Genomic DNA, 14,664 nt, shown 5'->3' with positions numbered 1-14,664 from the left:
GAATCCCACGGTTTAATCTGGGAAGTTTCGCTGTTCTTTGATGATGTAGTTTCGGGAATCCTTTTTATTTCGAAGTATCAATTCGCCCAAAAACCCGGCGAGGAAAAGTTGTGTTCCCAAAACCATTGCGGTCAGGGCTATATAAAACTCGGTTCGGTCCGCAATTAGCCTTCCGTAAGGATTTATGAAAAGTTTGTCTATGCCTAAAAATATTGCAAAGCAAAAACTGACGAAAAACATAAAGGCGCCCCAAGCTCCAAAAAGATGCATCGGTCTTTTCCCGAAACGCGACAAAAACCAAATAGTGATCAAATCCAAAAATCCACGAACGAAGCGTTCTGCGCCAAACTTTGTGGTGCCATATTTTCGGGCTTGGTGTAAAACCGGCTTTTCCGAAATTTTGGTAAAACCTGCATTTTTCGCCAAGACAGGAATGTAACGGTGCATCTCGCCAGTTACTTCAATGGTTTTTACCACATCTTTTTTATAAGCTTTCAACCCGCAATTGAAATCGTGCAATTTAACGCCAGAGGTTTTCCGCGCGGCGTAATTGAACAATTTTGAAGGCATATTTTTACTGAGCAATGAATCGTATCGTTTCTTTTTCCAACCGGAAACAAGGTCATAATTTTCCTCCGTAATCATTTTATAAAGCGCCGGTATTTCTTCTGGATTGTCCTGTAAATCGGCATCCATTGTTATAATAACGTCGCCTTTCGCCATTGCGAAACCGGCGTGAAGAGCTTGCGATTTACCGTAATTTTTCTGAAAACGGATGCCTTTTACTTCGGAGTTTTCCGCCGAAAGTTTTTCAATGATATCCCACGATTTATCGGTGCTGCCATCATCAATAAAAATGACCTCATATAAAAAACCATTGGAATGCATTACGGACGCAATCCAACGGTAAAGTTCATTTAAGGATTCTTCTTCGTTAAGAAGTGGAATGACGACGGAGAGATTCATTCAGAAAATTAAATTTGTTGCGGTGGGTTTTTCTTCATTACCAATCCCGCAAATAAGGAAATAATAAATCCAAAAAACAGAGTTGCAATTATTGCAAAGGCAGACATAATCCACGGTGTCATAAATTTGGCGGAAATTTCCAAACTATTTTCTATTTGTTCCTGCGACATGTTAGGATAGTCCTCAATCATTTTTTCTCGGGAGAAATCGAGCGTTTTCTGAACAAAATCGGGTTCAATATAATTCATGAAAATAAAATTGAAAACTACCGCAATAATTCCTGCAATAAGACTAATTGCCAAACCAACCTTTAGAGCTTGACTAAGTGTAAGATATCCCGCATTGGCTATTTTATATGCTTTTATTCCATATACAATGACGCTTATGGAAATTAGCAATTGTACCACACTTAACCACCATGGACGGTCAATGTGGACGTCTAACACATAAGAAATTACCTGTAAAACAATCGAAAGCATTGCCAATAGCACGCCATAATTGAGCGCTATTTTTTTTATTGAAGTAGTTTGGTTTTCCATTTTTTGTTTGGTTTTTTGACCTTCTCAAGAGGGAAGGCAGGTTCGTTTTGTTAGTAAACAAAGATAACAAAACGTTACATTTGCTGCGTATTTGGGATAGAATTAAAAAAGTGTAATAATTTGTTGCTAAATTCCAATTAATACTTAAATTTGCAAACTCAATTTCGAAAGGTCGTAAAAGAGATTTTTAAATTATAATATTAGAGAGATGAAAAAAGGTATCCACCCAGAAAATTATAGAATAGTTGCTTTTAAGGATATGAGCAATGAAGATGTATTCCTTACAAAGTCAACTGCCGATACTAAAGAAACTATCGAGGTAGATGGTGTTGAGTATCCTTTGGTGAAGATGGAAATTTCACGTTCCTCACATCCTTTTTATACCGGGAAGGCAAAACTTATTGACACTGCCGGACGTATTGACAAGTTCAAAAACAAGTACGACAAGTTTAAAAAACCTGCCGCAAAAACTGAGGAATAATTTTCGGTTTTATAAAACATTTAAAAGCCTTCGAGAAATCGGGGGCTTTTTATTTGGGGTTGAATCCACCTTTGCTATCTTTATTACTTCATAAATAAAAGACAAAAATGATACCCTGGGCACAATTAATACCTCACGCATTCTCTGTGGCTGAGATGGCTGGAAGAATTCTTTCATCCAACAAAAAGGAAAAGGCAAAAACAGAAAACAACCACAGTTTTGATCCCGAAAGTTTGTTGGCACGCATTGAAATTTTGGAGAATAACGAGATCAAACAGGCAGAATTGATCCAACAAATGGCGCAGCAAAATTTGACGCTAATAAAAAAAGCGGAAAGCAATTATCGATTGGCAATTGTCGGCACCTGCATCGGTGCATTTTCGATTGTTTTATCTTTATTGTTTATTTTACTGAATTTGAAATAAAATTCCAAATTCATTACTTTCAATTTTCAACCAGCAATAATTATGAACTATATTCTCTTTGACGGCAACGTGCGCAACCAACTTCTGCCTTTCACTTTTACCCGTCCCGTGGCCGATATTCGTGTAGGTATTTTAACCATTCGCGAAAAATGGGAGCATCTTCTTGGTTTTACAACCACCACCGTCACGGAAGATTATCTTTCTGAAAAATATCCTTTTGTGGAGCTGGAAAGAAATATATTTATTAATGCGTCTTTCTTGCCTTCCGTTAATCTGGCCAATATTGTCAAGGGTTTAGAGGAGAACCAGGCTTTATTTTTTAATGATGAACCCATCGCATTTTTTACCACGGAAGGTCAGGAAGTAGATTTTGAAAATTTTGATATTGTTCAATATTCGCTCAATGACGTTTTAAGAATTGAGCACACTTGGGATATTTTTTCAAAAAACGGTGAAGCGATAAAACGCGATTTTGAATTGCTAACTAAAGGCAGAAAATCACAACCGATTCCGAAGGGTATTTGGACAAAAAATCCCGAAAATATTTTTATCGAAGAAGGCGCTACATTGGAATTTTGTTCTTTAAATGCTTCCGAAGGACCCATATATATCGGCAAGGATGCTGAAATCATGGAAGGCTCAATGGTGCGCGGTCCCTTTGCGCTTTGCGAACATTCCACATTGAAAATGGGCGCGAAAATTTATACGAATACTACAATAGGACCGCACAGTAAGGTGGGGGGCGAGGTAAATAATTCGGTTATTTTTGGATATTCAAACAAAGGCCACGATGGATTCTTGGGGAATTCAGTGTTGGGGGAGTGGTGCAATTTGGGCGCCGATACCAATAATTCAAACCTGAAAAATAACTACGCCGAAGTTCGTCTTTGGGATTATGAAACTGAGGGTTTTACAAAAACAGGCTTGCAATTCTGCGGATTGATGATGGGCGACCACAGTAAATGTGGGATAAATACTATGTTCAATACTGGCACTGTTGTGGGCGTAAGTGCAAATATTTTCGGTAGCGGTTTTCCGCGCAATTTTGTCCCGAGTTTCAGTTGGGGCGGAAGCGGCGGTTTTACGACCTTTAAAACGGATAAAGCTTTTGAGGTGGCCAAAGTTGTAATGGCACGAAGAAATATTGAATTTTCAGAGATTGATTCAAAAATTTTGGAACACGTTTTTGAGGAAACTGCGAAGTGGCGGAAAGGCTAAAAAGTTTCAAGTTTCAATTTTCAAGTTATTTTCTGTAGAATTACGGTGTTGTAAATTGAATTTTCAAAATTTAAAATTTAGTATTTATGTAGTTTAATAATTAATAACAAATGACTTATTAATTACTTGATTTTTTTACATTTTTCAAAACCAAAAAATTCTGCGGATTAATGCCCAAACCGGAAACTTTTTTGTTTACAAAACGCACCGCCATATCATAAAACAATGGCACCACGGGAGCTTCTTCAACAATAATTGAATCCATTTTTTCGTAAAGTATTTTTCGCTCATTAATGTTTGAAATGGAAAGTGATTTTACATAAAGACTGTCAAAAGCGTCATTTTTAAAGTGCATATAATTTGGACCGTTGGGCGCAAAATTAGGGCTGTAAAAAAGGGAAAGATAGTTTTCTGCATCGGGATAATCGGCAATCCAACTTGCGCGGAAAATATCAAGCTCGCCGCTACTTTTCATTTGCCTTAGCGTTGATGGCGGCATCACGTCAATAGTTACTACAATTCCAAGTTTTTCAAGTTCACGCTGAATATATTCGCACAAATCCAAATATTGGCTATTTGTGCCAATTGTAATTTTCGGCGTGCTATCGCCCGTTTCGCTTTTGTATTTTTCAATCAGTTGCTTTGCCTTTTCGGGCTCGTATTTATATCCGTCAATTGCAGCGTAGCCGGGCAATCCTTTTGGAATGAAGCCATGAGTTGCGGGAATGCCCATTCCGTTTCGCAAATAGGTCACCATTTTTTCCCGGTCAAATCCATAATTAATGGCTTGCCGCAATGTTTTGCTTTTTATTTCAGATGTATTTGTTCCCAAAAAGAAGCCGAGATATTCTGTATTTAAATATGGTCCCGTAATCATATATGCCAAATCATTATATTTTGATTGAAGTTCTCCGTGATTAGTAAGAAGTTCATCTTTATAACTGCTATCCAATCCCGAAATAAAATCAAGTTTTCCCTGTGCAAATTGTAAAAATTCACTTTGTTTGTCCGGCAAAAATGTTATTGCAACAGACTCCAAATAGGGAAGTTTATCTCCATTTTCGTCCCTTTCGAAATAAAGGGGATTTTTTCTGAAAATAAGTTTCACGTTTTCTTCCCACATTTTAAATTGAAATGGTCCCGTTCCCACAGGGTTTCTTCGGAATTCATTGCCGTAAAACTCCACAGCTTCCTTGGGAACAACCGAGCAATAGCGCATAGAAAGTAATCCCAAAAAGGCTGGAAATGGCTGCTTTAACTGGATTACTAAAGTTGTGTCGTTTTCGGCGCGATAACTTTCAACATAATTCATTACCCAACTTCCGGAGGACGCTACTTTTTCATCCGTCAATCTATTGAAACTGTAAACAAAATCTTCGGCAGTAACTTTTCGCGTATAACGGGCTGGGCTGTGCAATCCTTTTTGTGCGAAGGCTTTATTTTGGTGGAAGAAAACATCATTCCGCAATTGAAAAGTATATGTATATGCAGAATCGTTTATAATCCAACTTTTGGCAATATCAGGTTTAATATTCAACGAATCGTCCAATTGCACCAAACCGTTGTAAAGTTGATTCGCTGGCCAAATAGCTTGGGGATTTCGCGCAAAAGCAGGGTCCAGGGTTGGGATGTTTCCGTGTTCGTTGTAGCGAAAAACGAGGTGGTCGTTTTCATTTTCCGAATTATTTCCGCAAGAGAATAAAACAATAGCCGCACAAATTATAAAACTTCTTTGCACTAGATTTTTTAAACGATTTTGCATGCTTTTTTGAAACGGAATTTAGTTTGTATTTTTGTGCCCTCAATTGCCAAAAATACAATAATGGACGCACCAAAAAAAGTCGCATTTTACACATTAGGCTGTAAGCTTAACTTCAGTGAAACCTCTACTATTGCGAGAAGTTTTGAGGGAGAGGGCTTTGAGCGCGTGGATTTTTCGGAAAATGCTGACATTTATGTGATTAACACTTGTAGCGTCACCGAAAATGCCGATAAGCGTTTTAAAACAATTGTAAAACAGGCACAGAAAGCAAACCCCAAAGCTTTTGTAGCGGCCGTCGGCTGTTATGCACAATTGAAACCGCAGGAATTGGCGGATGTTGATGGTGTGGATTTGGTGCTAGGCGCTACGGAAAAATTTAAAATCACTGATTACTTAAATGACCTTTCAAAAAATGATTTTGGCGAAGTGCATTCTTGTGAAATTGAAGATGCCGATTTTTATGTCGGTTCCTATTCCATTGGCGATAGAACCCGGGCATTTTTGAAGGTGCAGGACGGTTGCGATTATAAATGTACCTATTGCACAATTCCGTTGGCACGCGGCATTTCGCGAAGCGATACTTTGGAAAATGTATTGAAGAATGCCTTTGAAATATCGCAACAGGGAATTAAGGAAATTGTACTGACCGGCGTAAATATTGGCGATTACGGAAAAGGCGAATTCGGGAATAAAAAGCACGAACACACTTTTCTGGAATTGGTTAGGGCGCTTGATGAAGTGGAAGGAATTGAAAGACTTCGTATTTCCTCCATTGAACCGAATCTTTTAAAAAATGAAACCATTGAATTTGTTTCAAAATCGAGAACTTTTGTACCACATTTCCACATTCCATTGCAAAGCGGAAGCAATGATATTTTAAAATTGATGCGCCGCCGATATATGCGTGAACTTTATACGGAAAGGGTTGAAAAAATACGTGAAGTTATGCCTCACGCTTGCATTGGTGTTGATGTTATCGTAGGATTTCCAGGCGAAACGGACGTACGTTTTCTTGAAACCTATCATTTTTTGAATGAATTGGATATTTCGTATTTGCACGTTTTCACATATTCTGAAAGGGACAACACGCCAGCTGCGGAAATGGAAAACGTAGTACCAATGAAAGTACGAAATAAACGAAGCAAAATGTTGCGTGGACTTTCTTCGAAAAAGAGAAGAGCTTTTTATGAAAGCCAGCTTGGCACAACTCGCACCGTTCTATTTGAGGGTGAAAATAAAGAGGGTTACATTCACGGTTTCACAGAAAATTATGTGAAAGTAAAAACTCCGTGGAATCCAGAATTGGTTAATACATTACATGAAATAACACTTACGGAGATTGATACGGATGGACTAGTGAGGTTCAAGACCGCTGAAAAAGTGTTTGCCTAAATATTTATACCTACCGGTAGCAAATCTTTATATACTCTGCGGTTTTTCCGCATAAATCCAGCAATTTCTGGACTGGTGGGAACAAGGCTAATACCACGTTTTTTCACTTCCTCAAAAACCGCTTTTATAAAAATCTCACGAAAACCCTGCTCTTCAAGGTCCTCGGGCATTTCATATTTAGTTAGGAAAATTTTTCGGTCCTGTAGGGCATATTCAATACGCGCCATATTATCGCCAATTTCGAGTTCAAATTGTCTTAAAAACTCGTTGTCGTTAATTTCTACATCTTCAATCATGAGGATTTATTTTAAATTCGAGAATTATTCAAAATGCAGTAATAAATTTTGAACTCCTAAAACTTTGCACTGTGAAATTCTGGGGTTCAAAATATATTTAAAGAACCATTAAAAATGATCGAATTACACCAAAAGCTAACTGTTCTATAATTCTATCTTTGTATTCGTAAATTTACGAATAATCTTTAAGCTTTGCCCTTACTTCATAAAAGACTTATGAATTCCAAAAAAACACACGTCTATTTTGTCCCCGGATTAGCGGCTGGAGGTGAAATATTTAGAAATATAAAGCTTCCCGAAAAGTATCAAATACACATTTTGGAGTGGCTAATTCCTCAAAAGGATGAAACGTTGCGCGAATACGCAAAAAGAATGGCAAATCGCGTAATTGAAGAGAATGCTATTTTGATTGGTGTGTCCTTTGGTGGAGTAGTAGTGCAGGAAATGAACGAATTTTTGAACTTGAAAAAATTGATAATAATTTCAAGCGCCAAAACTAGGAATGAGCTTCCACGACGGATGCGAGTTGCAGGGTTTACCCGAGCCTATAAATTAATTCCCACGAGTTTGGTTTTAAGTGCGGATGACCTTACGAGATTCGCAATCGGGCCACGAACAAAAAAACGTTTGGCGCTTTATCAACAATATCTATACGTGCGGAACAAACAATATTTGGATTGGGCTCTCGAAAAAATGGTACGATGGAACCGAACAGAAAAGTTGGAAAATGTAATCCATGTCCATGGGGAAATTGACATTGTTTTTCCTATTAAATATATAAAAGACTGCATAGTAATTGAAGATGGAACACATATTATGATATTAAACAAAGGAAGCGAAATTTCCAAAAAGTTATTGGAAATTTTTGCAGAATAAATATATCCGCCGGTTGAAAAATGGCTTAATTCTGTATCTTTATTGAAAATATGAAACTATGAAAATGATTGGTAAAATAGGTTTGGGATTGGGGATTTTAGCAGTTTGCGCGCTTAGCATACACGCCGTACAGGATGCCCCAACTGATGAAAATTTTGAAAAGAAATTAATAAATGATTATAATGTTTATGCATTGCCATTACCCGAAAATTTGGAATTTGCGGGCGAACCCGTGCCGCTGAACAATCCGGATATTCGTGAACGAATGGATCGGGAATTGTTGGTTAACGTGTATTGGCAATCAAATGGATTGCTTCTTTTTAAGCGTGCAAACAAATATTTTCCGCAGATAGAGCCTTTGTTGAAAAAATACGGCCTGCCGGATGATTTTAAATATTTGGCAGTCGCTGAGAGTGGTCTGGAATATAAAAGTTCGCCCGCGGGCGCTTCTGGAATTTGGCATTTTATGAAAGGCACTGGTTTGGAATATGGCCTTGAGATTAATGATTACGTTGACGAACGCTACAATCTCGAAAAGGCTACCATGGTAGCGGCGGAATATTTAAAAAATGCAAAGAATAAATTCGGAAGTTGGACAATGGCCGCCGCGGCATACAATGCTGGGGTAGGTGGAATGAATAAGCAAATAAACCGTCAAAAGGAAACCAGTTATTACGATTTGCTGCTGAATGATGAAACCAGCCGTTACGTTTTCAGAATTTTGGCGTTGAAGGAAATGCTAAACAATCCGCAGAAATATGGCTTCAATTTCAGGGAAAAGGATTTATACACAAACATCCCGACGTATACAGTTAAAGTTGATACTCCGGTAGAAGATTGGGCAGAATGGGTGAAGCCCTACGGAATTAATTATAAAATTTTAAAACTACATAATCCGTGGCTTCGGGATACGTTCTTGAAAAATTCCTCAGGAAAAGTTTATGCTATTGAAATACCCGAAAAAGGTTATTACCAATAACCCTTAAATCACAAAAGTTGAACCCGTAAAAAATTTTTACGGGTTTTGTTTTGAGGCGAAATGGGCTTTTTCTTCAACACCCAAATTCTTCAGAAGGGAAATACCGTTTAGAAAAGAGTTATAATTTAACTCAAACGATATTTCATATTTTTCATTATATGGATGGAGTACGCCCCGCCGAACATCTACTATGCGTTTCGAATCATCAATAAAAAAGGAAGTAGGAAACCCTAGACTATGCTTCATAATTTCCACTATCCTGTCGTGCTTATTTTCTTTTTCGTCCACATAAATAATGTTAATTTTGCTGGAATACCCACGGGTTGCCTTTCTAACATTCTCCTTCGAATCCCAAAAAAGGATTACAAAATCAATGTTTTGGTAATATTTTTCCGCAACTTCATTCAGGGCTGGAATTTCACCCACCCCTGGAGTACACCATGAGGCATAGGTCATTAAAAATATCGGCTTATCAAACTTGTTGAGATCAATTTTCTTCCCCGAAAGTTTTCTTACCTTGAAATTATCAAGATAACTTCCATTCACAACATTGTTGATCAATGAGTCAAAAAGAAATTCAGCACGTTCAAAATCTTGTTCCACGTAGGCGCGCTGTGAGTTTTTCGTATACTTCTTTATGTTTCTTTGAATTGCTTCAGAAAATAAAGGGCCTTGCTCAATTTGGGATTGAGCTGAAAAAAAGAGCAATAAGAAGAGGTAAAGTAGTTTTCTACCCATAAGCAAAAGCTTTGGGCAAATTTAAAGTATTTAATTGATTTACAGGAGTATATTCGATGATCTGCTTCCAAATTTCGTTCAAGTGCTCAGCCTTGGGAAACTACAGATTAGAATTTAAAATCTTTTGCCGCCACGACCTCCGCGCCCAAACTGTTGGCGTGGCTGTCCCATTTTTTTCATTTGCTGTTTCATCATTTTAATTTGATCATCTAGCATATTGTGTTTGTCCAAACCTTTGGCTTCGGCCATAAGCTGTTCCGCCTCTCGTTTCCGGTTCTTGGTCATTGCGATACCGGCTAGGTTTAATTTGGTCATGGCCATATCGGCAGACATATTGAGCCCTAATTTTTCTGCTTTCTTAAAATATTTTTCGGCCTCCACCATGTTGGTTTGTGAAACCATAAGGCCATTTAAATAATTGTAATATCCTTCCTGCTTTGGCACCAAGGCTGCTGAGGGCTCTTTAATTTTGTCCAGCCATTTTTTTGCGCCCGCGAAATCCTGTTTACGAAGACGTAGAAAGGCGAGCAGAATAATTTCGTTTTTGAAATACAAGAATACAAAAATCAAAGAAAGCAGAATGAGCATAATGCCGTTGCCAATATTCGTTTCGGTGAGTTGCCAAATAGCCGTTCCGAAAACCAGTGCGGCCAAAACTAGTTTAATGTTTTTATTGAACATTTTTTATAGGGATTTATAAGTTATTGTTGAAGTTAGTGTGGTTGGAACTTCCACGTTATTCATATCGCGCATTATGGTAATGCCTTGAACTTGCTGCGTCACCACCATGGAATTTATGAATCCTGTTTTGGTATGCGCGATCGCCACAGTTTGTTGGTCGCCCTGCAATTCCATTAATATCGTCTCGTCATTTGTTCTAAGTTGCACATTTGCAATTGATTTCAAGTCTATTGCATCTTTACTATAATTGGTTAGGGTCCATGTATTATTTGCGGTCACTGAGCCCGTATAGCTATTCTTCCAGGTTTGATTTACTTTTATTTTAGTTTCTGGATATATGTAAGTGAACTGCTGCAAACTTTCAAGCAATTCTGTATTGTTAAATTCTTTGGCAACACTTTTTTGTATCAATGCCTTCGTGAAATCGTCGTCAAATTCCACTTGGTTAAGCATGCTCGAAACTAGGTTTTCCACTCCTGTAACCGACTCAATTTTGCCAGTTTTCAGCAAGACCATTTGAAATTTCGCGCCAATTAAACCTTGAAAAATTTTAGCTTCAATATCATTTTCATCAATGGGTAAAATGGAGGTGTCAAGATTTGTTAAAACACCATAAATGTTGGATTCCGTTTTGAGTTTAAAGGTTTCGAAGTTGGTATCGATTATAAATTTTCCATCCTCCACATTTACTACTTCCATTACAAAGGTTCCTCCCAGAGTGTTAGTCATAAAATGCTCAGTGCTGTCAATTTTTTGTACAATATTCTGAACGGCTGTCTGTTCAACCTTATATATAGCACCCTTTTTAAGATCGTATTCAATTTTATGTTGCGAATTTGCTGTATGCAAGCTTGCAAAATTCAGAAATATTAATAGAATGTAAAGTGGATTCATGGAGTGCAAATGCCTAAATTTTCAAAGGCGACAAAGGTATAAAAACTTACGGCTATATGGAAGATAATACAACTGCGAACTCGAAAAAAAATTAACGAGATAGTCGCCAATTTCGAAAATTTTATTCAAATATTTTTTCCGCATAGCATAGCTGCGAAAAAATTGAGGAATTTTTTATAAAAAAGGTTTGTGCAAGTGAAAACTTCTTGTATTTTTGCACCCGACTTTTGAGGTAGTACCCAAAGGTTCTTAAAAAAGGATATCACGGAAGTTAAAGCATACTATAATGAGCAAAAGAACATTTCAGCCATCAAAAAGAAAAAGAAGAAACAAACACGGTTTTAGAGAGCGTATGGCTACCGTAAACGGAAGAAAAGTGTTGGCTGCCCGAAGAGCAAAAGGCAGAAAGAGACTTTCAGTATCTTCAGAAGCGCGTCACAAAAAATAATGTTGATAAATTATATATAAAAGGTGTTGTTTTAACCAAGCAGCACCTTTTTTTTATACCCCAATGCGTCGTAATTTTGCGGCACCAAAAATAAAATTAAAATGCCTAGAAATTCTTCAATTAAATCTGTTTTAATTATTGGCTCCGGCCCAATTGTTATTGGTCAAGCTTGTGAATTTGACTATTCCGGTTCACAATCCTTACGCTCATTACGCGAAGATGGTATTGAAACTATTTTGATAAATAGCAACCCGGCAACTATTATGACTGATCCTTCAATGGCCGATCATATTTATCTTTTGCCCCTTACTACAAAATCAATTATAAAAATATTAAAAAAACATCCCCAAATTGATGCCGTGCTCCCCACAATGGGCGGCCAAACTGCCTTGAATCTGTGTATTGAAGCGGATGAAAAAGGAATTTGGAAGGACTTCGGCGTAAAATTGATTGGAGTTGATATTGATGCAATAAATATTACCGAGGACCGAGAAAAGTTCAGAAGTTTAATGGAAAAAATAGGAGTAGGTATGGCGCCGCAGGCAACCGCTAATTCCTATTTGCAAGGAAAGGAAATTGCGCAGGAATTCGGTTTTCCGTTGGTTATTCGCGCCTCTTATACGCTAGGCGGGGCAGGAGCTTCCATCGTTTACCGGGAAGAGGATTTTGACGAATTGCTTTCCCACGGTTTAGAAATTTCACCCATTCACGAGGTGATGATTGACAAGGCAATGATGGGCTGGAAAGAATATGAGTTGGAGCTATTGCGTGATAAGAATGATAACGTAGTAATTATTTGTACCATCGAAAATATGGACCCGATGGGAATACACACTGGAGATTCCATTACCGTGGCGCCGGCAATGACTCTCAATGACCGCACTTTTCAGAAAGTGCGCGATATGGCTATTTTGATGATGCGAAGCATCGGCGATTTCGCCGGTGGTTGTAATGTGCAATTTGCAGTGAGCCCCGATGAAAGAGAAGAAATAATTGCAATTGAAATTAATCCGCGTGTTTCCCGCTCCTCGGCTCTGGCTTCAAAAGCAACGGGATACCCAATTGCGAAAATTGCTACCAAACTTGCCATCGGTTACACTTTGGACGAGTTGAACAATCAAATCACAAAGTCAACTTCAGCGTTGTTTGAACCTACTTTGGATTATGTAATTGTAAAAATTCCACGTTGGAATTTTGATAAATTCGAAGGATCTGACCGTACGTTGGGTCTTCAGATGAAATCCGTTGGAGAAGTTATGGGCATTGGCCGATCATTTCAGGAAGCGCTTCACAAAGCCACACAATCCCTTGAAATTAAAAGAAACGGAATTGGCGCCGACGGAAAAAGCTACACCAATTACGAACAAATTCTCGACAAGCTGAAAAATGCAAGTTGGGACCGTGTTTTTGTAATTTATGATGCAATACAGATTGGAATTCCGCTGAGTAGAATACAGGAAATAACAAAAATTGATATGTGGTTTCTTCGCCAATATGAAGAGTTATTTCTATTGGAAAAGGAAATTTCAAAATATACTTTGGAAACACTCCCGAGGGAATTGTTGCTTGAAGCAAAACAAAAAGGCTATGGCGACAGGCAGATTGCGCATATGTTGAAATGTTTGGAAAGCCAAATTTATAAAAAGCGCGAGGAAATGAACATTCAGCGCGTTTATAAATTGGTTGATACCTGCGCCGCGGAATTTAAGGCCGAAACGCCATATTATTACTCCACTTTTGAAAATGAAATTCAACTTCAAGGTCAAAAGCCATATTCCGAAAATGACAGCATCGTTTCCGAAAAGAAGAAAATTATCGTGCTCGGTTCCGGCCCAAACCGAATAGGGCAGGGCATTGAGTTTGATTATTGCTGTGTTCACGGGGTTTTGGCTGCTGCCGAATGTGGTTACGAAACCATAATGATAAACTGTAATCCTGAAACCGTTTCCACAGATTTTGACGTGGCGGATAAACTGTATTTCGAACCGGTTTTTTGGGAACATATTTACGATATAATTCGCCACGAAAAACCAGAAGGCGTAATCGTTCAGTTGGGCGGACAAACCGCACTAAAACTGGCGGAAAAGTTAGACCGTTACGGAATCAACATCATCGGCACAACTTATAAATCGCTTGATTTAGCTGAAGATCGTGGAAGCTTTTCCACACTTTTGAAAGAAAATAATATTCCATATCCAGAGTTTGGAACTGCCGAAACAACTGAGGAAGCTTTGGCTTTGGCGGACCAATTGGATTTTCCGCTATTGATTCGTCCTTCCTATGTTTTAGGAGGACAAGGAATGAAAATCGTTATTAACAAAAAGGAATTGGAAGAGCACGTGGTGGATTTGCTTCGGAAAATTCCTAATAATAAATTATTGCTCGACCACTATTTGGATGGCGCCATTGAAGCCGAAGCGGATGCAATCTGCGATGGCGAAAATGTATACATCATTGGAATAATGGAACATATTGAGCCTTGCGGAATCCATTCCGGAGACTCAAACGCAACTTTGCCGCCTTTCAATATTGGTGAATTTGTGATGCAGCAGATAAAGGATCACACCATCAAAATAGCAAAATCTTTGAACACTGTAGGATTGATAAACGTGCAATTCGCTATTAAGGATGATATTGTTTACATTATTGAGGCAAATCCGCGAGCTTCGCGAACGGTTCCTTTTATTGCAAAAGCTTATGGCGAACCGTACGTAAATTATGCCACCAAAGTCATGCTGGGCCACAATAAAGTAACCGATTTCGATTTTAACCCGAAATTGGAAGGTTTTGCAATTAAACAGCCGGTTTTCAGTTTCAATAAATTTCCTAATGTAAACAAACAATTAGGGCCCGAAATGAAGAGTACGGGTGAAAGTATTTTATTCATTGATAGTTTAAAGGATGACGCCTTTTATGATTTATATGCTCGAAGAAAAATGTATTTGAGCAAATAGTATAAGAAAATCCAT

Annotated in this window: 15 protein-coding genes; 8 read left to right on the top strand and 7 right to left on the bottom strand. The window is 38.1% G+C overall.

The features are described from left to right. Positions 1-12: 12 nt before the first annotated feature. Together QRD02_RS05195 and QRD02_RS05190 are read right to left on the bottom strand one after the other, a co-directional pair. A complete protein-coding gene (locus tag QRD02_RS05195) occupies positions 13-966 on the bottom strand; it encodes a glycosyltransferase family 2 protein (RefSeq protein WP_290253856.1) in 954 nt (317 codons plus the stop codon). A gap of 8 nt (positions 967-974) precedes the next feature. Next, positions 975-1,505, bottom strand: a complete 531-nt coding sequence (locus tag QRD02_RS05190) for a DUF4199 domain-containing protein (protein ID WP_290253855.1) — start codon at positions 1,503-1,505, stop codon at positions 975-977. Positions 1,506-1,713: 208 nt separating this feature from the next. On the opposite strand from QRD02_RS05190, the gene QRD02_RS05185 reads away from it, so the two are divergent. The 3 genes from QRD02_RS05185 (at position 1,714) to QRD02_RS05175 (ending at position 3,629) form a co-directional block, all read left to right on the top strand. Next, on the top strand, positions 1,714-1,986 hold the full coding sequence (locus tag QRD02_RS05185) for a type B 50S ribosomal protein L31 (RefSeq protein WP_290253854.1): 273 nt from the start codon (positions 1,714-1,716) through the stop codon (positions 1,984-1,986). 107 nt (positions 1,987-2,093) lie between these two features. Continuing rightward, entirely contained in the window at positions 2,094-2,411 is a 318-nt protein-coding gene (locus QRD02_RS05180; protein ID WP_290253853.1) for a hypothetical protein, read from the top strand. A gap of 42 nt (positions 2,412-2,453) precedes the next feature. Next, complete coding sequence (locus QRD02_RS05175; RefSeq protein WP_290253852.1) at positions 2,454-3,629, top strand: GlmU family protein; 1,176 nt, start codon at positions 2,454-2,456, stop codon at positions 3,627-3,629. A gap of 118 nt (positions 3,630-3,747) precedes the next feature. Here the strand turns inward: QRD02_RS05175 and QRD02_RS05170 are convergent, their stop codons facing one another. Beyond that, a complete protein-coding gene (locus QRD02_RS05170) occupies positions 3,748-5,391 on the bottom strand; it encodes an ABC transporter substrate-binding protein (RefSeq protein ID WP_290253851.1) in 1,644 nt (547 codons plus the stop codon). A 60-nt stretch (positions 5,392-5,451) separates the two neighbouring features. Between QRD02_RS05170 and mtaB the strand changes: the two genes are divergently transcribed. Beyond that, a complete protein-coding gene (gene mtaB / locus QRD02_RS05165; protein WP_290253850.1) occupies positions 5,452-6,783 on the top strand; it encodes a tRNA (N(6)-L-threonylcarbamoyladenosine(37)-C(2))-methylthiotransferase MtaB in 1,332 nt (443 codons plus the stop codon). On the opposite strand, the gene QRD02_RS05160 is transcribed toward mtaB, so the two are convergent. Continuing rightward, a complete protein-coding gene (locus QRD02_RS05160; protein WP_290253849.1) occupies positions 6,780-7,079 on the bottom strand; it encodes a GNAT family N-acetyltransferase in 300 nt (99 codons plus the stop codon). The two genes, mtaB and QRD02_RS05160, sit on opposite strands and share 4 nt — an antisense overlap. Positions 7,080-7,295: 216 nt before the next feature. Between QRD02_RS05160 and QRD02_RS05155 the strand changes: the two genes are divergently transcribed. Next, the gene (locus QRD02_RS05155; RefSeq protein WP_290253848.1) at positions 7,296-7,955 is read left to right on the top strand and encodes an alpha/beta fold hydrolase; all 660 of its coding nucleotides are present in this window, start codon (positions 7,296-7,298) and stop codon (positions 7,953-7,955) included. Between the two features lie 58 nt (positions 7,956-8,013). Then, complete coding sequence (locus QRD02_RS05150) at positions 8,014-8,934, top strand: lytic transglycosylase domain-containing protein (RefSeq protein ID WP_290253847.1); 921 nt, start codon at positions 8,014-8,016, stop codon at positions 8,932-8,934. 36 nt (positions 8,935-8,970) lie between these two features. Here the strand turns inward: QRD02_RS05150 and QRD02_RS05145 are convergent, their stop codons facing one another. The 3 genes from QRD02_RS05145 to QRD02_RS05135 form a co-directional block, all read right to left on the bottom strand. After that, complete coding sequence (locus QRD02_RS05145; protein ID WP_290253846.1) at positions 8,971-9,672, bottom strand: TlpA family protein disulfide reductase; 702 nt, start codon at positions 9,670-9,672, stop codon at positions 8,971-8,973. A gap of 114 nt (positions 9,673-9,786) precedes the next feature. Beyond that, positions 9,787-10,353 (bottom strand): DUF2892 domain-containing protein, encoded by a 567-nt coding sequence (locus QRD02_RS05140; protein WP_290253845.1) that lies wholly within the window; start codon positions 10,351-10,353, stop codon positions 9,787-9,789. A 3-nt stretch (positions 10,354-10,356) separates the two neighbouring features. After that, positions 10,357-11,247, bottom strand: a complete 891-nt coding sequence (locus QRD02_RS05135; protein ID WP_290253844.1) for a DUF6263 family protein — start codon at positions 11,245-11,247, stop codon at positions 10,357-10,359. Positions 11,248-11,533: 286 nt separating this feature from the next. Here QRD02_RS05135 and rpmH point away from each other — a divergent pair, with 286 nt between their 5' ends. Together rpmH and carB are read left to right on the top strand one after the other, a co-directional pair. Next, positions 11,534-11,695 carry a 50S ribosomal protein L34 gene (gene rpmH / locus QRD02_RS05130; RefSeq protein WP_290253843.1) on the top strand — a complete coding sequence of 54 codons (162 nt, stop codon included), beginning with the start codon at positions 11,534-11,536 and terminating at the stop codon, positions 11,693-11,695. 101 nt (positions 11,696-11,796) lie between these two features. After that, positions 11,797-14,649 carry a carbamoyl-phosphate synthase large subunit gene (carB, locus tag QRD02_RS05125; RefSeq protein WP_290253842.1) on the top strand — a complete coding sequence of 951 codons (2,853 nt, stop codon included), beginning with the start codon at positions 11,797-11,799 and terminating at the stop codon, positions 14,647-14,649. The last annotated feature ends 15 nt before the right edge of the window (positions 14,650-14,664 follow it).

The sequence above is a fragment of the Aequorivita aurantiaca genome, from assembly GCF_030410135.1.
GTDB classification, from domain to species: domain Bacteria; phylum Bacteroidota; class Bacteroidia; order Flavobacteriales; family Flavobacteriaceae; genus Aequorivita; species Aequorivita aurantiaca.
This window is presented reverse-complemented; position numbering and strand designations above follow the sequence as displayed.

Excerpts from the sequence above, each read along its gene's own strand:
- QRD02_RS05195 (WP_290253856.1), bottom strand. The coding sequence starts at position 966 with ATGAATCTCTCCGTCGTCATTCCACTTCTTAACGAAGAAGAATCCTTA.
- QRD02_RS05190 (WP_290253855.1), bottom strand. The coding sequence starts at position 1,505 with ATGGAAAACCAAACTACTTCAATAAAAAAAATAGCGCTCAATTATGGC.
- QRD02_RS05185 (WP_290253854.1), top strand. The coding sequence starts at position 1,714 with ATGAAAAAAGGTATCCACCCAGAAAATTATAGAATAGTTGCTTTTAAG.
- QRD02_RS05180 (WP_290253853.1), top strand. The coding sequence starts at position 2,094 with ATGATACCCTGGGCACAATTAATACCTCACGCATTCTCTGTGGCTGAG.
- QRD02_RS05175 (WP_290253852.1), top strand. The coding sequence starts at position 2,454 with ATGAACTATATTCTCTTTGACGGCAACGTGCGCAACCAACTTCTGCCT.
- QRD02_RS05170 (WP_290253851.1), bottom strand. The coding sequence starts at position 5,391 with ATGCAAAATCGTTTAAAAAATCTAGTGCAAAGAAGTTTTATAATTTGT.
- mtaB (WP_290253850.1), top strand. The coding sequence starts at position 5,452 with ATGGACGCACCAAAAAAAGTCGCATTTTACACATTAGGCTGTAAGCTT.
- QRD02_RS05160 (WP_290253849.1), bottom strand. The coding sequence starts at position 7,079 with ATGATTGAAGATGTAGAAATTAACGACAACGAGTTTTTAAGACAATTT.
- QRD02_RS05155 (WP_290253848.1), top strand. The coding sequence starts at position 7,296 with ATGAATTCCAAAAAAACACACGTCTATTTTGTCCCCGGATTAGCGGCT.
- QRD02_RS05150 (WP_290253847.1), top strand. The coding sequence starts at position 8,014 with ATGAAAATGATTGGTAAAATAGGTTTGGGATTGGGGATTTTAGCAGTT.
- QRD02_RS05145 (WP_290253846.1), bottom strand. The coding sequence starts at position 9,672 with ATGGGTAGAAAACTACTTTACCTCTTCTTATTGCTCTTTTTTTCAGCT.
- QRD02_RS05140 (WP_290253845.1), bottom strand. The coding sequence starts at position 10,353 with ATGTTCAATAAAAACATTAAACTAGTTTTGGCCGCACTGGTTTTCGGA.
- QRD02_RS05135 (WP_290253844.1), bottom strand. The coding sequence starts at position 11,247 with ATGAATCCACTTTACATTCTATTAATATTTCTGAATTTTGCAAGCTTG.
- rpmH (WP_290253843.1), top strand. The coding sequence starts at position 11,534 with ATGAGCAAAAGAACATTTCAGCCATCAAAAAGAAAAAGAAGAAACAAA.
- carB (WP_290253842.1), top strand. The coding sequence starts at position 11,797 with ATGCCTAGAAATTCTTCAATTAAATCTGTTTTAATTATTGGCTCCGGC.